Here is a 24,332-nt window from a genome sequence, read left to right as displayed (position 1 = left end):
GACATTAGGATAGACGATGATCAGAAACTGTTTTCTATGCCATGGGAAAGTAGACAATATTTTTAAGTCTCAATGGCTACTCCCTGGCTTGCCGCAAACTGAAATTGGCTACTCAGTTTGTATGAAATGCGGCAGCGTTTGCCAAAGCCCTGCGTTAGCGCCGGAGAAGATGGATCTGTATTATCGAACCACTGCGGTGTACACCAATCCTGGTCGAGAGGAGGCTCCTTCAGCCTCTAAAATACGAGACGTTAACGAACAAGTGCACTTTATTGAGAGAGGCATGTCACGCTTACCACAAAGCATACTCCAAATCGGTAGTTCCGATGGTTTTACGCTCTCGCAATTCAAAAATGCAGGTGTGCCTGAAGTGATGGGCATAGAGCTAAGTGAAGCAGCAATTGCGATCGCTAGACGACGTTATGGCGTGCATTCCATCAATGCCAATGCCGAAACATATCAATTTGCCGACAGTTTCGAGCTAATATTACTGACACATGTTTTAGAGCACTTGTACGAACCACAAAAACTATTGCAACGATGCAACAAAAGCCAATGTTCGCTTAATGAAGGATTTATATACATTGAAGTGCCGTTACTAACCGATAGTAATACACTATGCCCAGGCTTTTTTACTTTTGAGCATACCAATTATTATAACGAGTTCAGTTTATTGAAATCATTGGTTCTGGCCGGCTACACACCCATTTCTATCATTAAACATTTAAATAGCAATCTCTCCCCCGTTATAGGTGTACTTGCCACAACAAAAAAACAAGGCTCGTTTCCAATATCTACAGAGCCTGCAGAAAAGAATAAAACCATTCTGGCGGACTATTGGAACGGCGAAGTCGAGTATTGGCAAAGCTGTGTCAATTCTGCGATGAAACTGCTTCAAGGTCCAGGTAACGTTTACCTGTGGGGAGCAGGCATTCATACATGCCAGTTACTCGCAAACACCACACTGCTTAATGCAGTCCCTATTGCAGGACTAACCGACTCGAGTCAAATAAAGTGGCACATGACCCAAGGAAACTGGGAGTGTCAGCCGCCGACACAAATCGACTGGCAACAAGGTGATAAAGTAATTATCTCCTCATTTGCCTCGCAAGAAGAAATATATAAATCTTTACAATGGCTAAGAGATAAAGGCGTGATTACTTTGCGTCTACACCCGCCAATTAATCGCTAAAGGATCTTTCTTGATGAAGAACACCTCTGAAATACATACAGGCGCAGTCATAGATAACAAAGACGGTTTCGACATCATTGAATGCACTCAATGCGGTTTTAAACATGTCACTCCACTGCCAGAACCTGAAGCGCTGGAACGATTTTACAAAGAAGAGTTTTATTCAGTCGAAAAACCACTCTCCATTAAACGGCAACATGAAGATGAAGCATGGCTAAATCTGCAATACTCCGACCGCTATGATACGTTTGAAAACCAACTGGATGACGAAAATCGCTCTTTACTCGATTTAGGTTCAGGTCCTGGCTTCTTTCTAAAGCACGGTAAAGAACGAGGCTGGAATGTGCTTGGAATAGAACCTTCTATCCAAGCGAGCCAACATGCGCGTTCATTGGGTGTTGATGTAATCAATGACTTTTTTAATCCAGCAACTGCATCCACACTAGGACAGTTCGATGTGATCCATGCAAGCTTGGTGCTCGAACATATCCCCAACCCCATAGAGCTACTAGCATTGGCTCGGACGTGTTTGAAACCTAATGGAATCATGTGTATCACAGCACCAAATGACTACAATCCCTTTCAACAAGCACTGGTTAAATCAGGAGAGTATTCACCTTGGTGGGTAGTCCCTAAGCACCATCTCAATTACTTCACTCCCAAAAGCTTAGCTAATTTACTAAACAACATTGGTATGGAAGTTTTCTTAAATGAAACGACTTTCCCAATGGACATGTTCTTACTAATGGGCGATGCCTATGTTGGCAATGACCAACTGGGACGTGCGTGTCATCAAAAAAGAATGCGCTTTGACTTACAACTTGACAAAGCAGGTTTAAATGAAACAAAGAGAGCAGTGTATCGCGCATTGGCTTCATTAAATATTGGTAGGGAAATCTGCATTTATGCAAAAAATATCTGCTAAATATAAAGACTACCAAGGCAAGCACCTACTAATCATAGGTGCTGGAATCGAAGCCTGTGAAGGAATTAACCTTGCTAGCGACATGGGCCTAGGACTCATTATTGTTGATGGCAACCCTACAGCGCCCGGTTTTGACAAAGCAGACCACGTTATCCAAGCAAGCACTTACGATGGTGAAGCTATAGCAAAGCAAGCCTTAGCACTGGTAGAAAAAGGCCTCGAAATACATGGCGTCATTGCTATGTGCGCAGATGTGCCGATGAGCGTCGCCATAGTCGCAAGAGCACTCAATCTGCCAGGTCTTTCGCTACAATCTGCCCATTGGGTGGCTGACAAGCTCGCAATGAAACAACAACTCCAAAAAATGGGCATCCCTATTCCTCGTTTTTGCGCCGTGGCAAATAAAGCCTCACTTCATACATGCGCTAATGAGATTGGCTTCCCTTTGGTGATAAAACCCGTAGACAGTCGAGGCGCTCGAGGAGTGCAACTCATTGAGCAGACGTCACAACTTGATGCAGCATGGACACTCGCACATCATGAATCACCTACTGGCCGTGTGATGCTTGAAGAATATCTCGAAGGTCCTCAATTTAGTACCGAAACCCTAGTAGACAATAGCCGATGTTATACCTTAGGTTTTGCTGACCGTAACTATGAATGGCTTGAACGCACTAAGCCATTCATCATAGAAAATGGTGGCGATGCTCCAACAGCATCAAATGAAAGTATTCGCTCTGCAGTCATTTCATGTGTCGAGCATGCAGCGTTAGCCTTGGGGATCTGTTCCGGAGTAGCAAAAGGTGACATGGTATTTACCGATACAGGTCCTAAGGTGATCGAGATAGCTGGTCGTCTCTCAGGCGGCTACTTTTCAACCACTCAAATTCCACTTGCGTGCGGGGTAAACTTTGTCGAAAAGGCCATCAAACTCGCTCTTGGACAAAGTCTATCTGTTGAAGAAGTCACACCTTCGAAACAACAGGCGGTAGCCATACGTTATTTGGATCTTCCTGAAGGTAAAGTCAAATCTATTTTCAATCATGATGTTGCTTCTACAGCACCAGGAGTTCAGTTACTCAAAATATTCATTACTCCGGGTTCCATCATAGCTCCGCTGTCAAATCATACTCAACGAAGCGGTTTTGTCATTACCACAGCAACCAGCAAGCATGAGGCCATTGAGCTAGCTCAAGCTGCACTATCACTTGTCAAAGTGACGTATGAATAGGATATCGGCATGACGCCAGTAAAAATTTACGCTATTTTTCATATGAATCTGGCATTCTCATCCATAGAGAAAGAATCACATCTTGAAGTAGTACAGCGATGCTATTGGCCTTTGCTGCAACTGATCGAAAGTGGGATTCCGCTCGGATTGGAGATGACAGCATACACGCTTGAAGCAATTCAATCTGTAGACCCAGATTGGATTAAGTGCTTCAAAACGTTACTGAATGAAAATCGTTGTGAACTGATTGCGAGTGGCGACAGCCAGATCATAGGCCCACTAGTACCTGCCGATGTTAATCGTCATAATCTTCGACTTGGGCAAGTATCCTACAACCGCATTCTAGGTTACAAACCAACAATCGCTTATCTTAATGAGCAAGCTGTTTCAGCAGGGCTACTGGATATTTACCTTGAAGTTGGCTTTGATGCTGTTGTTGTGGAATGGGATAACCCCTATTCGCATAATCCTAATTGGCATACTGATTTATTGAAACGTCCCCAGTCCCTAGTTACCGCATTAGGTAACGAAATTAAGGTTATCTGGAACCATGCAATCGCCTTCCAAAAGTTTCAGCGCTATGTACACGGGGAATTATTACTCGAAGACTATCTGCAATACCTCAATAAAGTTATACAACCTGGATGCCTTGCTTTTCCTCTCTATGGCAGTGATGCGGAAGTGTTCGATTACCGCCCAGGACGTTACAACACAGAAGCAGTTCAAGCAGATAAAGAGTGGCAACGAATTGACCTACTATTTAAAACATTAAATAGCGATGCAAGATTTTTATGGAGCCCTCCATGTGACGTAATGACATTATGGCGTCCATCTCCTGCGTTAACACTGACTAATGCCGAACATCCCGTCTCAGTAAAGAAACAAGCAAAATATAACATTAATCGTTGGGCATTAAGTGGGCGTAATGACTTACAACTCAACAGTGAATGTTTTGCTGACTTCAAAAAACTGAATAAAGCCACTGCAACCGATCATCAATGGCGGCAGTTGTGCCGACGTTGGGCCAGCGATCTGCGAACTCATTTAACCCAAAAACGATTTGAGGCGTTGGCAGTCCAAAAGCCATTATTTAAGTTATCGACTTTAATCAGCCAAAATACACAGCAGACAAATATCATCCCTGATAATGTCCAAATTGAATTTGACGAAGCAAGACGAAAACTCAGCATACAAACACCAGAAATCCATCTAATACTCAACGCAAACAGAGGATTGTGCATAGAAAAGTTGAGTTTTGTGTCACAGGGATTCACACCCATTTTAGGCACACTCTCACATGGCTACTTTGACCACATCAGCTATGGCGTTGATTTTTTTAGCAACCACTTATTGATGGAAAGATTTAGACATAGAGACAGAGTTACGGACCTCAATAAAGTTGAGTATCAAATTTTAAATAATGCCGATGACTTACTTATACTCAGTCATCAATCATTACGTTCAGGTGGATTAAGCAAATGGTATAGATTAAGTGGCGAAAACCTAACCTGTGGTTTCACTTTTGATAACCATACTCGGCCTGAAGCATCACTGCGGCTTGGGTATGTCACATTACTCGATTGCAGCCAAAGAAACTGGTACCAAACTCACTTAGGTAGCGATACCTTGGAAAGCTTTCAGGCCAAAAATGATTTTAATCATGGTAATCCAGTATCATCAATTGTCTCTGCTACCAGTGCACTTGGCGCTACGGCTGGAGAAGTGCGTTTCGGTTCAGGGCCTTCTGGCGTAAAACTTAAATGGGATCCCGCACACTGTGCAGCATTACCTATGATTTCTAGCCAAAAAATTAATGACAACTACCTTAATAGGTTATGGTTTTCACTCATTGAAGCCGATGAAACGCTTAAGGAAGATGGTTACTTGCCAAGTTTTGAGTACAGTATCAGTCCGTGTTCACTCCAATGTGAGACCCGCAAATGAAGACCATTGCCATAGTTGGTGCTCGATTAAATTCTAGCCGTCTGCCAGGAAAGCATCTGTTGCACCTCGCCGGCAAGCCTATGATTGAGCGGCTATGGTTTAGGTTAACCAGCAGCAAGGAAATCGATGACATCATACTTGCTACCACGGCAGATGATTATAACCGCCCACTGGTGAATTGGTCGCAAGATCAAAATGTAAACTGTTTTACTTTCGAAGGTGATGTCAATGATCTCATGGGGCGCTTAGATGCAGTCATAAATACGTTTCAACCTCAATATATTGTCTACATCTGCGGCGATTGCCCCCTAGTCGATCCAGATTTTATCGATCATGCGATCAAAGCATTAAAACGCCATCCAATCAAAGACAGTATTATTCTTGCTGAGGGGATAATGAGTATTCACGAAGGTATGGCATTTTACAGCTTCACGGGTTGGAAGAAACTGTTAGCGGCGAGTCAAAGTGACATGTCTCGTGAGCATGTTGGCTATGCTGATAAACTGACACCTGTCTTAGAAAAACTCAGCATCACCGACAGTGATGATTTTTCTACTATAAAGCATAGGATCTCAGTCGATACCCATGCCGACTACCTTTTCATGGAGAAGGTATACCAACGTTGGTTCCAAGAGCACACTAGCGATTCTATTGTGAACTTGAAATGGGTTCAGTCGCAGCTTCTGGCGGATCCTGAACTTCGTGCTCTAAATAATCACGTACAACAAAAACGTCCAGATACGCACTATAAAAAGGCACATATACTCTGCCATGTCGGTAAAGATATCGGAATGGGGCATCTCAAGAGAAGTGCTTTTGTCGCTAACTTACTGCAAGAACATTTATCGTTAGGAGTCACTCTACATATAGTTGGTGACAAACGCACCGACTTACCTTGGTTACAAAGTACTGCAATATGGTACAAAAACGAACAATCGGCGCTTTCCAAAATGATAGCAGATAGCACCGCACTCTGGATAGTAGACATTCATCCACATTACATAGACAAGGTTCTTTTAAATTCAGCCCTAACCAAGGCAAAATCAGCAAACACTAAACTGCTGGCCATCGACAAAACCGATGCTGATATCAATTTCTTAGTGGATGCCATATTTGTACCTGCATTTTTTTGTCAGTCAGCCTCAGATAAAACAACATACGGCTGGTCGCATTACCTGTTCACACCGCAGAAAATAGTGCCCAAGGAAAAGCGAGTACTGATCACCACTGGCGGCAGTGATGCATTGCAATATGGCTCTTGGTTACCTGCAATAATAGAAACACAGGTCCCAGCAACTTATAAAATAACTTGGGTACAGGGGCCCTATGCAGACAAACCGAAACTGCCTAACCAAGAAAGATGGGCCCATGTCATTAACCCTGAAAACTTATCCGAGCTAATGGCAAAGTCAGAAATTGTCATTTGCTGCTATGGCATTTCTCTGTTTGAGGCGATTGCCTCTGGGTCGCTTACACTGCTACTGCCAACTGACTCACTCTGTGAACCACAAGAACTGGATGCGCTAGAGAAGGCAGAATGTTGTCTCATTAGTCGCTCACGAGAGACCATAACCCAAGATATTCAAGCGCTATTTACATCGGAAAGCCAAATGTTTCGAGAGCGATGTCTAAATAATGCTGGCCAGCACTCCCTTGAAATGGAGGGGGGAAACAAGTTGTGTCAGTTAGTTAGCCGTTTAATCGAGGATACTCATGTCAAGCTGTGATGGATATATTCTCAGCGTTGGAGCTGGGCAGAATCAAGTTCCTCTGATCCTAAAAATTAAAGAAATGGGCTTTAAGGTCGTATCTTGTGATGCCGATGCTCAAGCGCCAGGAAAGATGATTTCGGATCTGTTTATCAATATCAGTACCTATGATGCGACACCGATCATAGATGCCATTGTTGCAGAAAATATCAAATTAATCGCAGTGCTAACGAGATCAACAGGCAAGCCAGTGGTTAGCTGCGCAATGATTGCTAAGTATTTTAAACTCCCTGGACTAGATATAGACAATAGTGAAGTTTTCACCCACAAACAAAAATTATTACACGCGCTCAGACTACATGATATTGCCGCACCAAGAATATTCGATATTCATAATCCTATTGATTATCCTGTCTTTGTAAAACCTGCCAATACTGTAAAATCTCACGCAGCAATGAGTTTATGTAATTCAAGCATAGACTTAGAGCAAGCTTACTCAAATGCGGCATCAGTATCCTTAGATGGCTCGGTAAATATTGAAGAGTACTTGTTTGGTCAGGACATTGTCTCAATTGACTTCGTTTATAACAGTCAGATATTGCACCTATGTACCATAGGTGAAATATCAAACGGACCACCTAGCTTTGACGGCATAGGTTGGTATACCGTCTCACAAAACCTAAACGAAGTGGCACAAAGCCAGTTTTCATGTATGAAAAATGCTTTGACAATTCAGCATGGTTTTTTTCAAACGGCGATGAAATTCAATCCAATTGACAAGCAATGTAAAATCTACGAAGTACATGCGGAGATTGGTGGTGATAAAGTCAATGACATCTTCATTCCAATGATGAGCAATGGCTATGATGTATTTGAAAACAACATTCAACTTGCTCTCGGAAAATCCCCGGAGTCGATAAAAAAAACAGTTCCCATGCTACTGCTATTTAAGCAAAAACTTGAACAATACAAGATCAAATTACCAGATTCGGGATACCAAGAATGTGCAGAAGTCGACGGCTGCTTGATACTCTCATTCACGTATCAATGGCAGTTAAATGCATTTTTATCAAATACAACTGGAAAATCATTCTCATTTAATACAGGAGCTTAAGAATGAGCTGGGAAACACATTATCGGGAAGTACGAGCAAAAAAACCTTTAGTTTGGCCGGATATCAATGTCATAAGACAGGTTTCTAGACTGGACCTAAAACCTGATGCACGACTTTTAGATCTTGGATGTGGCGAAGGGCGTAACATCAGAGCATTGTTGGAGATGGGATTTCGGCAAGTGTATGGCGCCGATCAAAGTGCGGCAGCACTTGAAATAGTTAAATCTCGCTATCAATTACCGCAACAACAACTTTTATGTGGTTCGGTACCGGATGTGTTAACCCCCTTCTCGGCCCAACACTTTGATATGGTTCTCTGTTGGGGGCTGATGCATTATCTGAAACAACCTGAAGTTACTCTTCAAGCAATTAGCCATGTTCTTAAATTAGGTGCAAGTCTAATCATTTCTTTCAATGCAAAAGAAGAGCGCAGAACAACTGTTGATACAGTGAAGAGCTATTACGATGATAATGAGATACGTCAGTTAATTGAGCGCGCAGGATTAACCATTCAGTCAATCGGGAAAGTCACTGATGAAAACTTTACAGATGGCAGAATCGAGTCTTATTACTGGTTAACTGCACGTAAATAAAACTATCATTGCTTTGATAACTGCATCTTGAGTTGGGTTATCACTAAGTTCAGTTCATCGAGCTCTAGTCCAGGGTATAAAGGCAAGCTCAAAATATGCTCATAAAAGTGCTCCGCAGATGGAAAATCTCCTCGTTGGAAACCTTTTTTAAGATAAAATGGCTGAAGGTGTACAGGAAAATAGTGTACATGTACTTGTATACCTGCAGCTCGCATATCGTTGAATATCTGCTTTCTTGCAGAGGCATCATGTAGGCGGATAATTTGTAGATGTCTAGCACTTTGAACATTAGGTAAAGGCTCTACCCAACTAAAAGCTAGGCCTATTAGTTGTTTACGATACAGTGCTGCTAATTCATTTCTTTTCAAAACAAAGGCATCGAGTCGCTTCATTTGCGACACGCCGAGCGCTGCCTGTAACTCGGTCATGCGATAGTTAAACCCCAACTCGTGCTGTTCATAATACCAGTCACCTTCATCCGCCCTAAGCATAACAGTATGATCTCTAACGATCCCATGGCTACGAAGTTGAACCATACGTTTAGCCAAGTCGGATTGTTGAGTAGTAACAACCCCTCCCTCTGCACTCGTGATTATTTTTACCGGATGAAAACTAAATACACAAATATCAGAATGCTGACATGCGCCTATCTTCTGGTCTTGATAGCTTCCTCCTATAGCATGGGAAGCATCCTCTAAAACACTCACAGCATACAGCTTAGCTAAATCGCCAATTGCTTGCATATCGCAGCTATGGCCTGCTAAATGAACAGGAATAATAACTTTAGGTAAACGCTCAGCATTACGTAATTTATTGGCAAGGGCTACAGGACACATGTTACCTGTTTCGGAGTCGACATCGACGAAGTCAATTTCAGCACCACAATACAAAGCGCAATTTGCCGATGCTACAAAGGTAATCGGTGATGTCCATACTAGATCTCCAGGACCAACACCCAAGGCAAGACAAGCAATATGTAGAGCAGAAGTTGCACTATTAACGACAATAGAGAATGCGGCTCCCGTGTAATCACAAATGGCCTTTTCAAACTCAGGAACTTTAGGGCCTTGAGTTAAAAAGTCGGATTGCAATACTTCAACAACGGCTGCAATATCATCGGCAACAATATCATGCCTTCCATATGGAATCATAAACATGACTCCTCATCTAGTTTTAATATTTCTTCAACTGTCAAAAAATGAACATTACTACCAGAGTTATATTCGAAGCCAGAATTAACTAAAGTGCCAACTTCATTTAAAGCATTAACTGTAAAATCACTTTCACGACCAAAAAACTTAATTGATGGTGTGATAACAAAATGATCATCGAATTCTATCGTATGATGAGAATCATCACCTGGACACATAACTTCATGCATTTTTTCACCAGGACGAATACCTACGATCTCATGTGGTAACCCATTACCATAGGCATCCGCTAAATCGGAAATACGTATTGAAGGAATTTTAGGTACGAAAATTTCTCCACCTTGCATTCTAGAGAAATTCTTAAGAACAAAATCAACACCATCTTGAAGTGTAATCCAAAAGCGTGTCATATCGGGATGGGTAATAGGAAGAGATGAAGCACCATTAGCAATCAACTGCTTAAAATAAGGAACAACGGAACCACGAGAACCAACGACATTCCCATATCTGACAGCAGCAAAGCGTGTTTTCCCTGAACCAACGATGTTATTGGCTGCAACGAATAACTTATCAGAAGCCAACTTTGTCGCACCATAAAGATTAATAGGACTCGCCGCTTTATCCGTCGATAATGCGATTACCTTTTTTACTTTGTTGGCAATAGCTGCCTTGATAACATTCTCTGCACCATAAATGTTTGTCTTGATACATTCCATGGGATTATACTCTGCAGCAGGTACCTGTTTTAATGCTGCAGCATGAATAACATAATCGACATCTTGCAATGCTTGCATTAAGCGATCTGCATCACGCACATCTCCAATGAAATAACGCATGCAGGGAGCATTAAATATCTGCTGCATTTCAAACTGCTTCAATTCATCTCTGGAAAAAATGATCAACCGTTTGGGCTTATACCTTTCTAAAATTGTTTTTGTGTATTTCTGCCCAAATGACCCAGTGCCACCTGTAATTAAAATTGTTTTATTATCAAACATAGGGCCTCCCCAGTGGCTCAATTTAGCTTTCCATCTAGATAATGTAACCGTAGCAACCTATACCTTGACGATTTACGGCTAAAGCAATCAAAGCAAAAAACAAGCCAACATGGCATAAAATCAATGCTAGAACGTAGTTTACTCACTTGTAAAGCTCCATTAGTATAGGTAGTTACTCGTGAAATTTATATAATTTTATAGACTAATTTCGGCTTTATTGCATCAAATCAGCCCTTTTTAACTAGTCAATCGACGCCTGAGGACTAAATGTCAAAAATAACATGGCGCATTTATTGCTGTTTTCTACCTGAGCAAATTTTTGCCTTGGCATATAAGATAAGAGCTCGTATTGACTTACTTGCGGACCAATAGGAATGTATAGCTAATGAACAAAATATTGAATAGTTTCGCAATAAGTCGATTTAATGAATACTATTTACCTAGCATAAATCGCCATACTTTTGAAAAAATTGATTCAAAAACCATTTATAACCATAAGTTTAGAAAGGCATTTTCGCTTAAAGATAAGCTTAATATTATTATTGGAATGGATTCAGGACTGCTAGCAAGCTATGTATTAGAACAGGAAATAGCTTTAGGGTCAAAATTTATATTCATCGAATTAGATGAAGTACTGCCACTATTAGTGATAGACATACCTACATCTAAGCAAAAATTTTTTAAAATAGTAAATGAAACTGATTTTTCAGAACAGTTAGAGCAAGAAGATATAAAAATATATCTCGCTAAAGGAGAGTATGAGATCTATGCTTCCCTTGGTGTCACATCTCAACACCTAGAAGCCTATAATTCACTATTTAGTAGAATAGAAAACAAAGTCCAAGATGAATATTTTAATCATAGAGTTTCACTCACCCAAAAAATATTCTTTCAGACTCAGCTAGAAAATATTCCAGATAATCACACACCTGCAAAGCTTCTTAGAAATACATTTGAAGGGAAGACTTGCTTAGTCGTTGCTGGCGGTCCCTCACTTGATGACCATATTGATTGGATCATAAAGAACAGTGACAATCTTTTCATTATCGCAGTTTCGCGTATCGCAGGTAAGCTAGCTAAAAAGTCTATTTCAGTTGATATTATCACTTGCGTTGATCCACAAGAGTTTAGCTTTGATGTGAGTCGAGAAATATTTGCATTGAGTGAAAACACACTTCTAGTAAACTCTTACCACGTCAGTCCAAAAGTACTTTCGCAGTGGCAAGGACAAAGTGCATATCTAGGTCAACGATATCCATGGAGTGGTAAAAAGGATCACGATAACATCATTACTGTCGGGCCGACAGTGACTAATAGTTCGATTCGCCTAGCTGTTGAGATGGGGTTCAAAAAAATACTATTAAGTGGTGTTGATTATTGTTACTCAAGATCTGGATACACCCATGCAAACGGCACAGTTGAAGCTAATCTAGGTCCTAATTTAGGACATAATAACAAATGGGTTGAAACTTATGCAGGCTACCAAGCTGAAGCCCCAATACAGCTTGTGCAGGCGATGGAGTCACTAGCATCTGAGGCTAAAAAATATCCTAATGTTAATTTCATCAATTTGTCAAACAGTGCTGCAAAAATCGAAGGTATTTCTCACATTTCTCCTGAAAAAATCATTCTTGATGAACTTGGTAGTAAAATAATTTCTAGCCTAAAAAAGTGCAACATCCAAAATAAAAAAATTGACTTAGAACAATCATTAAATGAATGTAAAAAAGCTAAAGATGATCTCACAAAACTGTTAAAGCTGACAAAAAAAGCGTTAACACTATCTAAAAAACTCAATTTAAACTCATTGAACGCTGATGTCATACTTGATGAAGTTAATAAAATTGAAAAAAGTATAAACTCTAAGTACCCAGAGCTAACAAGATTAATTAAAACTTATGGATATCTTGAGTTTTCAAAATTTCTAACTACAAGAGAAACAGAAAATTGGACTCAGTCACACATTAACAAAATGACTATAAGTTACTATGATGCATTCAATACAACCTGCCATAACATTCTTAAGCTAGTGATAAATTCTTACGAAAAAATAGTTTTTAGAATATTAGAAATTAATTCTAGTTTATTAGCACCACTCGCCCCTACCTGGCTAGAAAACCGTCAACCTGGTAGAGTTTTTTTATGGTGTAAAAACCATAAAGTTTCATTATCTGACTCGCATGAGAATGTTATCTTTTCACAATTAAAAGAAAAATTTGAAGAAGATATCACTCAAGTACGAAAAGCTTATATCGATACGCTAAATAAAGCCTCTGGAATGGAACGCGTCTATAAAAAAATTATGGGACTTAACTCTAATAAAAATAGTTATGGATTATCACTTACAGTCCAAAACTTATTTCCCTTAATTGAATCTGACAATGAAGCTCAAAGGTTATACCACCTAGCCTTATCATTCCAACTCAGCCTTGAACAACTGCCACAGCAGGCATTAGATGCTTTACTTGCTCTGCCTGAAGAACTTTGCACAGAGATGGAGTTAAAGCACATTATTTTACTGGCGCTCAAACTAAGTTACCTTGAGCTTGCGGCATCTACTTTGGTCAAAATATTGGCTCATAGTGATGAGTATATGCCTCAGTATGCGCATATTTTAAAACTCCAAGGCAAAATTCAAGAATCAGTGAATGTCTACCTAGATTATCTAGAGAAGTATCCATCTGATACACAAACATGGATAAAACTTGGCTTATTCATGTTTGAAATCAATCAAGTAGAAGCTTCGCACACTGCGTTTTCAAATGCAATTAATGCCGATCCCGATAATCAAGTCGCACGGGAGTACTTAGCTGAACTCACGAGGCTAATGAACACCCCACAATAACAGGCTCAAGATCACCGAACTCGAATATTCGTGTTCGGTGATTTCACTATTGCTCCGCTAGACCGTATAATTAGCCTCGTTTCAGCATTGCGCATCTGCATATCCTAGGAGATTTTGTTTGGCTCATACCTATATACCTTTAGAAACTTACCGCCGTAAGTGGATTTTCAACCACAAAGACTTGCCTGTCACTGACGAGGACAAGGCGCATATCCTGCCGTTAACAGATAAAAGTGCGATGGAAATCTGGAATCAATGGATCAGCAACAAGAGTAATCGTGCGGAGCAATTTACTAAGGGAGACTGGGCGGCGAAGGCTGATGCTTGGGTGGAAACAGATCATTGGCAGAGTGCTTGGGATAGTGAAGATAGCAGTTTACCCGCCATGTTAGCCGAGTTCATTCAATGGCCCGATGAGACAACCGTCTATTTTTGCTATGAAAAATATCAGATTATTGAAACTCGTTGGGATGTGTTCGTCCGTAATTGGAAGTGTTTTCTCTTCTTCGACGACGGTCCAATTTTGATCTCACCAAAACAGAAACAAGCTGTGATGTTCGAACAGAGTGGTCAGTACAAGCTAGGCACTCGCGGATAATTTTCACGCAGAGAGTTTAACGCGGATGATTTGCCGCCGATAGTTTTCCGCCAATACCGTTACGTCAATACTTTTACGCGATAAGTCATCTTGTTGGCATGCTCATACTTAATGATGAGTATGCCATATTTAACCATTTTCGAATGATGCTTAGGCACAATTAGCCTATCTCTCCCCTCTTATTTAGATTAACATCCATTTTCGGTGCCGAGTATTTGAGAAGTTGGGGTCAACTTTCTGCTGTAAATACTCATAAAATCTGCTTTATACCAATCGAATTAAATATCTGTTCATTCAGCGGGAGTTCAACGCGCTTTAGACAAGGCGAAGGCTTGAAGGCATAGTGGTGCTCTGTCGAAAGCCTTGAACGGAGTATAAAGCGCGTTGCCATGCCGTTAACATTAGCCACCCTTCGGGAGCCTCACAGGCATCCGACTCCGGTGTTGCATTGACTTAAAAGGGAATAACCATTTCTACGTCAATGCGCCTTGGATTGGGATGCCTGTGAGGCTCTGAACTGATTAGATATTTATTGTGATTGGTATGAAACCCAATAATTAAAATAGAAAATGAGGTGTATTATGAAGTTACTCTCCACTCTTACCCTAGCAAGCGCGCTGTTATTACCCCACACATTAATGGCCAAAGAAGTATCAGGTGTACAAGTCGCTGATACAGTGACGTTAGATAGCCAAGCATTACAGCTTAATGGCGCGGGCGTTCGCAGTAAGTTCTTTATAGATTTATATGTGGGCAGTCTGTATTTGCCAGCAGCCTTGAGTAGCACAGCAGCGGTTATCGATGCTCCGATTGCGGCAATCCGCCTTAACATTACCTCTGGCATGATCACCTCAGAAAAAATGCGCGATGCGATCACCGAAGGTTTTGAGCACGCGACGGCAGATAATACCGCCGATATTCAACCGCAAATCGATGCTTTTATGGCGCTGTTTAACGAAGAAATTAAAGAAGGTGACCAATTTACCTTAGTCGCCAATAAAGCCCGCGGCGTGACGGCCTATAAAAATGGTCAGGAACAAGCCACCATCGAAGGTGAAATGTTCCGTCAAGCACTGTTAAAAATTTGGCTAGGTGACAAACCAGCCCAGAAAAGCCTCAAAGAGGCCATGCTGGGTAAATAACTGACATTAACGTTAGAATTTGAATTCGATATCCAAGGCGGCAGCGCCTTGGCTATCCATTTCAAGTGCGGCTTGGTCGGTCACTTCTAACTCACCATCAAAGTAATAACCGGCGTAAAGATTCACTGTTAATGCTGGGGTTGCTTGCCAACCTCCACGTAAATAACTCACCCATTCGTTCGTTTCTACCACTGTGCCATCGTCTTCGATAAGGAATCGCTCAGTACGACGCGAACTACCAAAGCCGACATTCCAATCGGAATTAAATCGATAACTCAGCTCTAATCCTGCAGGACCACTAAAACCAGCTTGGAAAGGATTGGCGAGTGCCCAATGTTCATCTATCTGCCAGCGCATAGCGAGATAAGGCACAGTGCGAACTTCATCGATATCATTGAGATACGCGACGCCAAAGCCAATCATATTCCCCGAATCAAATGCATACATGGCAGACGCCACAATACCGTAACTCTGGGCTTCGCTGGCCGATGCAGTATCGGCGTAAGCATATTGGATCTGCGGCGCTAAAAAGAAGGCCCAATGTTTATCCATGCGATAATTTAACGACACTCCGGCACGGTAACGATTGATATGATCCCAATTCTGCCCGTCGGTACCAAACAGCGGGGCGACATTGTTAGCACCAGTGAGCGTGATATTGCGCCAATCATAATCCAGCCTGTCGTAACCCACACGAAAGCCCAAAGACCATTGCTGATTTAACGGAACATTCATCCCTGCACTCAGTAATAAACTGTCCCTTTGTAGCTCAGTATTACCATTGGCAACCTCGGCACTCTGGGTGCTGATCTGCGCGACACTTAATCTAAAAGGCTTGTATTCCTGCGAAGGTTTATCCGCTGCAATAGCAGCACAGCTCATTAACGGCAACAGTAATACAGCGCTTTTCAGCAGGCGCAGTTTTGCGCTCGATGGTGAGAGTTCTAGATTAGCCACGTCAGCTCCTTGCATTTAAAATGATTAACAGATTTTTTGCGCATAATACGCGCTATCAAGCTAAAAGGTTCATGCTTTCAATATTGAGATACAAAATGATACTTTTATATTGTGCAAGTTTTATTAAACCCGATGCGCCTTCAGGAACATGTCTGCACAACCCAAAATATACTCATTTCTATCGTCAACGAGTTCATCGGCCGCCAAGCCCAATTCTAATTTGAGTTTTAGCTCACCAAACAACATTAAACATAAACGCACCGCACTATGGTGCGCATTACCGAAGTGATATTGCCCTAGGGCTTCTACTGTCACTAAATAATCCGCCAATAACCCCACTATATGTTTCGGGCCCGCGTCGAAGAACAACTGCGACACTTCAGGATGACTTTCGGATTGCGCCACACAGGCTTTGAATACCGTAATAGCTTCAGGGCTGACGATCATCTCCCCAAACTGCAGGGCAAACTGAGTCAATGCCGATTCAGGCTTAGTGGGATCACTTAACAAATCATCATTAAGATTATGGCCAACACATTTAGATTCGATTGCCGCAACAAATAATTCATCTTTGCTGCCGTAATGGGAATAGACGGTTTGTTTCGACACGCCCGCAAGCTTGGCAACCTCATCCATACTGGTATGGGGAAACCCTTGACGACAAAATAAATCAATAGCAGCTACAAGCACTTGCTGACGTTTTTGTTCGCTACGGCTCAGAGGTAACTGCGTCTCAGAGGAATGCGTCATATCGACTCTCGAATAGATAGACATAATAAATTGGCATTAGTTAAGCACAAAATAGACTAGACAGTCTAGTTCTGCACAACTAGACTAGCAAGTCTAGTTACATTGCATTAACGTTTAACTTACAGCGGAAGCACTTAAAATGGATCGAACTGCCCGACGTTCTTGGCGCACTATCAGCGTCTGCGTGTTTGCTTTAGTCACATTATCCGCCTGTCAAAAGGAAGTCACTGAACACGCCACGACAACCGTACTGCCCACAGTCACGAGCCAAGCGTTGATCCTGACCCCAAGCTATCAGCACGAGCAGACCTTCACGGGGACTATCCGTGCGGGCAACACAACTGGCGTCGGCTTTGAACTGGCTGGTAAGTTAAACGAACTACAGGCCGATTCCGGCATCAAAGTGAAGCAAGGCCAAATACTGGCAATCCTCGATACCCGACTACTCGAAGCCGAGCGTCAAGAGATCCAAGCGAGTCTGGCGCAAATCCAAGCCGATGTTGATCTGGCCACCAGCACTCTAAAACGTAATCAAGAATTGAAAAAATCGGGTTATGTCTCTGAGCAGCTATTAGATGAAAACCGCTCACAATTAAATAGCTTAGCCGCGGCGAAAAACCGCCTACTTGCCTCACAGCATGCCAATCAACTTAAGCTCGATAAATCCATCTTAATGGCGCCCTTTGACGGCACCATCAGCCAAAAACTGCATAACTTAGGCGAAGTGGTTGCTGCGGGTAGCCCTATTTTCACCTTAGTGGGCAATATCAATCCTGAAGCCTACATTGGCGTACCTGTAGCGTTAGCGGAGCAGTTTCACGCCGGACAGCAAGTACAAGTCAGCGTGCAAGACCAAACCTTTACCGCCGAAATTGCCGGTGTCAGCGCCGAAGTCAATCCCGTTAGTCGCACCCTACAACTTAGGATCAGCCTGCCCCAAGATGCCCGTGTGATTAACGGTGAAATTGCGTATCTGCATCAACAGCAGCAAATTGAGCAAGCTGGGTATTGGGTGCCAATTTCAGCGCTAACGGATGGCATTCGCGGATTATGGAATCTGTATGTCATCGCAAATGATGAACAGCAATCCATCATAGAGCGCCGAGATGTGGAAATTCTCTACACAACCCAAGACATGGCCTACATTCAAGGCGCGATTCAGCCCAATGAAATCTATGTCAGCCAAGGACTCCATAAGCTGGTCGTAGGCCAAGCTGTGTCTCCCATTGCCGCAGCCACGAGGTAGTTATGATTAAAGCCTTTGTTGAAAACGGCCGCTTAGTCAGCCTCGTTATTGCACTATTACTGGTCGCGGGCTTTGGCGCTATCTCGAGTCTGCCGCGTACTGAAGATCCACACATAACCAACCGTTTCGCCTCTGTGATCACCCCGTACCCCGGTGCTTCGGCCGAGCGGGTCGAAGCCTTAGTCACTGAAGTGCTCGAAAATCAGCTCAGACGCTTAGAAGAAATCAAGTTGATCCAGTCGACCTCTCGGCCGGGGATTTCAGTCATACAGTTAGAATTGAAAGACACTGTCATGGAGACAGATCCCGTGTGGTCTCGGGCGCGGGATTTATTAGCCGATGCGAAAATCAATCTGCCCGAGGGCATACCATCCCCGACACTCGATGATCAAATTGGTTATGCCTACACCGCCATTTTAAGCTTAGTGTGGAATAGCAATACGCCCGTTCGAGTCGATATGCTCAACCGCTACGCGAAGGAATTACAGAGCAGACTCAGGCTGTTGTCAGGCACGGATTTTGTCAAACTCTACGGCGCACCGACCGAAGAAATGCTAGTGCAGCTCGATGGCAACAAGATGAGCCAGTTACAACTCACTCCCGCTTCCATCGCCCATATTCTCAGCGGCGCCGACAGTAAAATTGCCGCGGGTGAAATTAACAATCGTGAGTTTCGCGCCTTAGTCGAAGTCTCGGGCGAACTCGACTCCTTAACTCGCATTCGCCAAGTGCCACTCAAAATTGATAACCAAGGCCAAATTATTCGCCTTGGGGATATTGCCACTGTCACGCGCCAAGCCAAAACGCCCGCGGACAGCGTAGCCTTAGTCGATGGTGAACAAGGCGTTTTTGTCGCCGCGCGCATGCTTAACAATAGCCGTGTCGATCTCTGGCAAGCACAAGTGAATAGCGTCGTCGATGAACTTAATCGCGAAGTGCCCGCCAATATCCAGATCCAATGGCTATTCGAGCAAAACAGTTACACCAGCGATCGCCTTGGCGGACTCGTGGTTAACCTGCTGCAAGGATTTGTGATCATCTTGCTGGTATTGCTACTCACCCTCGGACTACGAAACGCCATCATAGTGGCGATTTCATTGCCCCTTACAGCACTATTTACCTTGGCCTGCATGAAATATATCGGCCTGCCCATACATCAAATGTCGGTGACAGGACTCGTCGTCGCCCTTGGGATCATGGTGGATAATGCGATTGTGATTGTCGATGCCATCTCACAACGGCGCCAACAAGGGATGAGCCGCCTTGCCGCAGTGAGTGAAACCATACACCACCTTTGGCTGCCCTTAGCGGGTTCAACGATTACCACGATTTTAGCCTTTGCGCCCATAGTACTGATGCCCGGTGCCGCTGGGGAGTTTGTCGGTGGCATTGCCATGTCAGTGATGTTTGCGCTGCTGGGCTCTTACCTGATTTCCCACACGATAATTGCGGGACTCGCGGGACGATTTAGCCATGAAGGCAAACATGATGTCTGGTATCAACACGGGATCAATCTCCCGCTGCTGAGCCAATATTTTCAAGCGAGCCTCAGAATCGCCCTTAAGCGCCCTATTATCAGTGCGCTGCTTATCGGCATTACGCCAGTATTAGGTTTTTACGCCTCGGGCAAGATGACAGAGCAATTCTTTCCGCCATCGGACAGGGACATGTTCCAAATTGAAGTCTATCTTGCGCCCCATGTGAGTTTAGACAACACCTTGAACCAAGTGCAACTGATGGATAAAAAGCTCCATGCCGTCAAAGGGATAACTCAAGTCGATTGGGTGGTGGGCGGCAATACGCCCTCATTTTATTACAACCTGACGCAACGCCAACAGGGCGCGACTAACTATGCGCAGGCCATGGTGAAAGTGACCGACTTTGAACGTGCCAATGAGCTGATCCCCGAATTACAACAGCAGTTCGACAGTGCTTTCCCCGAAGCACAAGTACTAGTACGCAAACTCGAGCAAGGTCCGCCCTTTAATGCGCCGGTAGAGTTGATGATCTTCGGTCCGAATCTCGATACGTTGCGATCGCTGGGCGACGAAGTCCGCAATATCCTCGCGCAAACGCCGGACGTACTCCATACCCGAGCCACTTTAAGTGCCGGTGCGCCTAAGCTGTGGCTGCAAGTGAATGAAGATGCCAGCCTGATGAGTGGTTTAAGTCTGACGGATATTGCCAAGCAGATCCAAATGTCGACCACGGGCGTTATCGGTGGCAGCGTGCTTGAGCAAACGGAGTCATTACCCGTTCGAGTGCGACTCGGTGATGGCAGTCGCGAACAAGTCACCCGCCTTTCAGAAATTCAATTAGTGACACCTTCGGGTGAGTCGGTCGCGCTCTCAGCCCTCGCCCACAACGAAGTACAAGTGAGCCGCGGCGCCATTCCAAGACGTAACGGCCAAAGGGTGAATACCATAGAAGCCTATATTGTCAGTGGTGTGTTACCCGCCCAAGTGCTGAACGATGTCAAAGATAAAGTGGCACAACTCGCGCTGCCATCAGGTTATCGCATTGAAATCGGCGGTGAAAGCGCGAAACGTAACGAAGCGGTCGGCAATTTACTGTCCAATGTGATGTTAGTCGTCACCTTGCTATTGGCCACTGTGGTGTTGTCATTCAACTCCTTTAGGCTCACGGCCATCATTTTGTTGAGCGCGATACAATCAGCCGGGCTTGGCCTATTAGCCGTGTTTGTGTTCGGCTATCCCTTTGGATTCCCTGTCATCATAGGTTTACTAGGCTTGATGGGACTGGCCATTAACGCTGCCATAGTGATCTTGGCTGAACTTGAGGATATGCCGAGTGCTAGACTCGGCGATATGGAAACCATAGTCTCAACCGTCAGCAGTTGTGGCCGCCATATCAGCTCGACAACTATCACCACAGTGGGCGGGTTTATTCCGCTTATCATTGCTGGCGGCGGATTTTGGCCTCCCTTTGCCATTGCTATCGCGGGCGGCACGCTGCTGACGACTTTGCTCTCTCTGGTTTGGGTACCGACTATGTATCTACTGTTGATGAAAACCCGTAAGGCGAACAATCAGTCCGCCATTCCAGCTTAAATCGCATCGTGGACTAGGTATTGATACAGTTTATCTTTGAGGTTTAACCGCTCTAATTTTAACGCTAAAAAGTGCTCATCGGCGGTGGGCACTTTAGTTAACTCCAGTGCCCTAATTTTATTGTCGAGCTCATGGTAACGACTGGCCATAGTCGCAAAAGCGCTATTATTGACTTTTAGATGCTTAATTTGATCGACAAAATCAGGAAACTCATAAACTAACGCATGATTCTCACCTAGCATATACACTTCCCCTATAATGGTTCTGACTCAATGAACTCCATTCACCTTAAGCAGCTTAGTCCATGCCATCACAATACGGCCAGTTAGCAGGACTTTTTATCTGCCGACATGTCTGTGGAATGAATCCATTAACTCAAGTCTAAAACTGTTAAAATATCAAATAATTGACTATACAATTGCTTAAATACTAGACCCATATCAAGACCATGGAGTGAAACTTAGGCTACATTGATGTAACCGTTACCTATAGGATCGTACGATGAATTATAAAAATTGGCCTATTGCAAAACAAATAGGTGCCCTCGCGTTTATTCTCACACTCACCATTTTTGGCATACTCAGTACCGTTTCCTACAAAGCCGCTTCGAATGTATTAGAAGATAAAGGCATGAGTGCCATGAAGTCCGAAATGCGTGCCGTTTCAGACATGTTAGAACTGCAATACGATAGCCTTTTGCAGCTTGCAAGGCGCAACGCCGATGTGTTTAAGGAAATGTATCCAGGGCAATTTAGTAAACCAAATAAAACCGTCAATGTGATGGGAGTCAGCTCCCCCGCCCTCATGCACGAACAAGAACAAATTAACTCCTCAAAAAGTAAAGTCGATCGTTTTGCTAACCTGACAGGCGGCACGGCAACGGTATTCGTACGTGATGGCGATGATTTTATGCGGGTGTCGACCTCACTCAAAAAAGCCGATGGAAGCCGTGCGCTGGGCACCTTCCTTGGTAAAACCCATCCAGGCTATCAAGCGCTGATCAGCGGCCAAGAATACGAAGGCTACGCCAAACTCTTCGGCAAAGACTATATGACAGTCTATCGCCCAGTTAAGGACGTCCAAGGCCAAGTCATTGGTATCTTATATATTGGCTTTGACATCACCAGCTCGTTAAAACAATTACAAGATGCAGTAAACCGACTCACCCTAGAAGAAAGCGGCCGTTTTCTGTTAGTCCGCAAAGCGGACAATGTACTTGTCGCGCATCCTCAGTTTAATGCGGGCGACGTTATCACCGAAAGTATGCTCGATGGGTTAAGTGTGGCTGAGGCCACGAAAGATGATTCTGAGTACAGTTATATCAATAGTAAAAATGAGCCTATGTTTGCCTATAGCCAAACCGTAACCGGCTGGAATTGGATGTTGGTAGGCCAAGTTAAGGCGAGTGAGCTCAATGAAGAAAGTATGCAGTTACTCACTATCAACGCTATCGTTGCACTCACAGGGATTGCGCTGATCACAGCACTGCTATCTGTGGTATTAATCCGTGCACTTAAACCGTTACATGCCCTGCAAGTGCATATGGAAAGACTAGGCAGTGGCGATTTCAGTCATCACTTAGCGCCATCAGAACCACAGAGTCAAAACGAAGTTGATCGCATCACCACCAGTGTATCGACCATGTCCTCAGAGTTAAGGCAGTTAATCATTGCCCTGCAGGATTCGGTAATGAGCTTAGAGCAGCAGGCTTCTAAGGCACAAAGTATCGCCAAACAGAATGGCGAAGAAGCTCAGGCCTTGATGCTACAAACGGATCAAATTGCTACTGCCATTGAAGAAATGTCGACCTCTATCCGTGATGTGGCGAATCATGCCCAAGACGGCGCAGTTCAGAGTCAGCAAGTGGATGCCGCAGCGAAAGAAGGACAAGATCAACAAGTTAGAGTGGTGCAAGATTTACTCAAGCTCAGTGAACAGCTCAGTAACAGTCATCAGTCGGTTGAAAAAGTCAGTCACGAAAGTGAAGCCATCAGTAAAGTCACCGAAGTGATTAACAGCATTGCCGAGCAGACAAACTTACTGGCACTCAATGCGGCGATTGAAGCGGCGCGCGCAGGCGATCAAGGTCGAGGCTTTGCGGTCGTTGCAGATGAGGTGAGAATCTTAGCTCAGCGTACCCAATCATCCATTTTAGAAATTGGCCAAACAATTGGAAAGCTGCAAACCCAAGTGAAAAGCACCACAGAGCAAATGGGTCAGAGTCATCAATTAGGCATGGAATCCGCAGCACAGGGCGAATCAACCGGCGAGCAGCTTAAGGAAATCACCCGCCGGATTGGTGAACTCGCCATTAGTTCACGTAATATCGCCTCGGCAACTGAACAGCAAAGCAGTGTTGCAGAGGAAATTACTCACAATCTGCATCAGATCAGTGAACTAGCAAATGAGGGCGAGCACCGTGCCACTGAAACCGTACATTCAGCTAATGAACTGTCTTCCTTAGCCGCGGCTTTAAAACGCCAAATAAGCCAGTTTAAGGCTTAATTAGACTAGCGCGACGGGTTCGATTAGCTCAAATTTTTAATGAGTTGTTTATCAAATGCCACCCACACTGGATGGCATTTTTTATGGCCGCGATTCCAACAGTTTTGGGGCATCATTCAAGAAAGCGACTTGAGGAGATAGTTATTGATATTCGCTATTTTAAAAGCGCGATGTAAAAGAATAAGGAGTAAAGATTTTAAATAATACGGAGCAATAGCCTGTATCTATCGCCATCAAAAAGCGATGAAGTGATAAAGCCTCAATGGGTGAAATGCCTTTGGGTAAGGTGTCGTCTTAGAGGATGCCACTTGATGACGTGTCTTTAATGACATGCCTCACTTATTCATGCTTCCCTGTTCAA

Annotated in this window: 18 protein-coding genes; 13 read left to right on the top strand and 5 right to left on the bottom strand. The window is 43.6% G+C overall.

Features of this window, described 5'->3' with window-relative positions; genetic code table 11:
* Positions 1-16: 16 nt before the first annotated feature.
* The 7 genes from BM607_RS12515 to BM607_RS12485 are packed head-to-tail and all read left to right on the top strand — an operon-like array spanning position 17 to position 8,708.
* Positions 17-1,192, top strand: coding sequence for a class I SAM-dependent methyltransferase (locus BM607_RS12515; protein WP_071939701.1), 1,176 nt, complete (start codon positions 17-19; stop codon positions 1,190-1,192).
* Between the two features lie 13 nt (positions 1,193-1,205).
* Positions 1,206-2,117, top strand: coding sequence for a class I SAM-dependent methyltransferase (locus tag BM607_RS12510; RefSeq protein ID WP_071939702.1), 912 nt, complete (start codon positions 1,206-1,208; stop codon positions 2,115-2,117).
* Positions 2,098-3,348: an ATP-grasp domain-containing protein gene (locus tag BM607_RS12505; RefSeq protein WP_071939703.1), complete on the top strand. Its 1,251-nt coding sequence runs from the start codon at positions 2,098-2,100 to the stop codon at positions 3,346-3,348. The genes BM607_RS12510 and BM607_RS12505 overlap by 20 nt, the downstream gene beginning before the upstream one ends.
* Positions 3,349-3,357: 9 nt before the next feature.
* Positions 3,358-5,292 (top strand): glycoside hydrolase, encoded by a 1,935-nt coding sequence (locus BM607_RS12500; RefSeq protein ID WP_071939704.1) that lies wholly within the window; start codon positions 3,358-3,360, stop codon positions 5,290-5,292.
* Positions 5,289-7,019 carry an NTP transferase domain-containing protein gene (locus tag BM607_RS12495; protein WP_071939705.1) on the top strand — a complete coding sequence of 577 codons (1,731 nt, stop codon included), beginning with the start codon at positions 5,289-5,291 and terminating at the stop codon, positions 7,017-7,019. The genes BM607_RS12500 and BM607_RS12495 overlap by 4 nt, the downstream gene beginning before the upstream one ends.
* A complete protein-coding gene (locus tag BM607_RS12490; RefSeq protein WP_071939706.1) occupies positions 7,006-8,115 on the top strand; it encodes a hypothetical protein in 1,110 nt (369 codons plus the stop codon). Before BM607_RS12495 ends, BM607_RS12490 begins: the two co-directional genes overlap by 14 nt.
* Before the next feature lie 2 nt (positions 8,116-8,117).
* Positions 8,118-8,708 carry a class I SAM-dependent methyltransferase gene (locus BM607_RS12485; protein ID WP_071939707.1) on the top strand — a complete coding sequence of 197 codons (591 nt, stop codon included), beginning with the start codon at positions 8,118-8,120 and terminating at the stop codon, positions 8,706-8,708.
* Positions 8,709-8,713: 5 nt separating this feature from the next.
* On the opposite strand, the gene pseC is transcribed toward BM607_RS12485, so the two are convergent.
* Positions 8,714-9,859, bottom strand: a complete 1,146-nt coding sequence (gene pseC / locus BM607_RS12480; protein WP_071939708.1) for a UDP-4-amino-4,6-dideoxy-N-acetyl-beta-L-altrosamine transaminase — start codon at positions 9,857-9,859, stop codon at positions 8,714-8,716.
* Entirely contained in the window at positions 9,856-10,857 is a 1,002-nt protein-coding gene (pseB, locus tag BM607_RS12475) for a UDP-N-acetylglucosamine 4,6-dehydratase (inverting) (RefSeq protein ID WP_071939709.1), read from the bottom strand. The genes pseC and pseB overlap by 4 nt, the downstream gene beginning before the upstream one ends.
* 385 nt (positions 10,858-11,242) lie before the next feature.
* On the opposite strand from pseB, the gene BM607_RS12470 reads away from it, so the two are divergent.
* The 3 genes from BM607_RS12470 (at position 11,243) to BM607_RS12460 (ending at position 15,442) form a co-directional block, all read left to right on the top strand.
* Entirely contained in the window at positions 11,243-13,702 is a 2,460-nt protein-coding gene (locus tag BM607_RS12470) for a 6-hydroxymethylpterin diphosphokinase MptE-like protein (RefSeq protein ID WP_071939710.1), read from the top strand.
* A gap of 118 nt (positions 13,703-13,820) precedes the next feature.
* Positions 13,821-14,300, top strand: coding sequence for a DUF2947 domain-containing protein (locus BM607_RS12465; RefSeq protein ID WP_071939711.1), 480 nt, complete (start codon positions 13,821-13,823; stop codon positions 14,298-14,300).
* 581 nt (positions 14,301-14,881) lie between these two features.
* Positions 14,882-15,442 (top strand): chalcone isomerase family protein, encoded by a 561-nt coding sequence (locus tag BM607_RS12460; protein ID WP_071938256.1) that lies wholly within the window; start codon positions 14,882-14,884, stop codon positions 15,440-15,442.
* Between the two features lie 12 nt (positions 15,443-15,454).
* Here BM607_RS12460 and BM607_RS12455 read toward each other — a convergent pair whose 3' ends face one another.
* Positions 15,455-16,399 (bottom strand): DUF6268 family outer membrane beta-barrel protein, encoded by a 945-nt coding sequence (locus BM607_RS12455; RefSeq protein ID WP_071938257.1) that lies wholly within the window; start codon positions 16,397-16,399, stop codon positions 15,455-15,457.
* Between the two features lie 123 nt (positions 16,400-16,522).
* A complete protein-coding gene (locus tag BM607_RS12450) occupies positions 16,523-17,149 on the bottom strand; it encodes a TetR/AcrR family transcriptional regulator (protein ID WP_071938258.1) in 627 nt (208 codons plus the stop codon).
* 139 nt (positions 17,150-17,288) lie between these two features.
* Between BM607_RS12450 and BM607_RS12445 the strand changes: the two genes are divergently transcribed.
* Together BM607_RS12445 and BM607_RS12440 are read left to right on the top strand one after the other, a co-directional pair.
* On the top strand, positions 17,289-18,395 hold the full coding sequence (locus BM607_RS12445) for an efflux RND transporter periplasmic adaptor subunit (protein ID WP_071938259.1): 1,107 nt from the start codon (positions 17,289-17,291) through the stop codon (positions 18,393-18,395).
* 2 nt (positions 18,396-18,397) lie between these two features.
* On the top strand, positions 18,398-21,466 hold the full coding sequence (locus BM607_RS12440; RefSeq protein ID WP_071938260.1) for an efflux RND transporter permease subunit: 3,069 nt from the start codon (positions 18,398-18,400) through the stop codon (positions 21,464-21,466).
* Here the strand turns inward: BM607_RS12440 and BM607_RS12435 are convergent.
* On the bottom strand, positions 21,463-21,708 hold the full coding sequence (locus tag BM607_RS12435) for a DUF465 domain-containing protein (protein ID WP_006082467.1): 246 nt from the start codon (positions 21,706-21,708) through the stop codon (positions 21,463-21,465). The genes BM607_RS12440 and BM607_RS12435 overlap by 4 nt on opposite strands.
* A gap of 259 nt (positions 21,709-21,967) precedes the next feature.
* Between BM607_RS12435 and BM607_RS12430 the strand changes: the two genes are divergently transcribed.
* Complete coding sequence (locus tag BM607_RS12430; protein ID WP_071938261.1) at positions 21,968-23,971, top strand: methyl-accepting chemotaxis protein; 2,004 nt, start codon at positions 21,968-21,970, stop codon at positions 23,969-23,971.
* The last annotated feature ends 361 nt before the right edge of the window (positions 23,972-24,332 follow it).

This window comes from Shewanella sp. SACH (assembly GCF_001887095.2).
Taxonomy (GTDB): Bacteria; Pseudomonadota; Gammaproteobacteria; order Enterobacterales; family Shewanellaceae; genus Shewanella; species Shewanella baltica.
The sequence above is the reverse complement of the archived record's forward strand: the minus strand, read 5'-3'. Positions and strand labels throughout refer to the sequence as shown.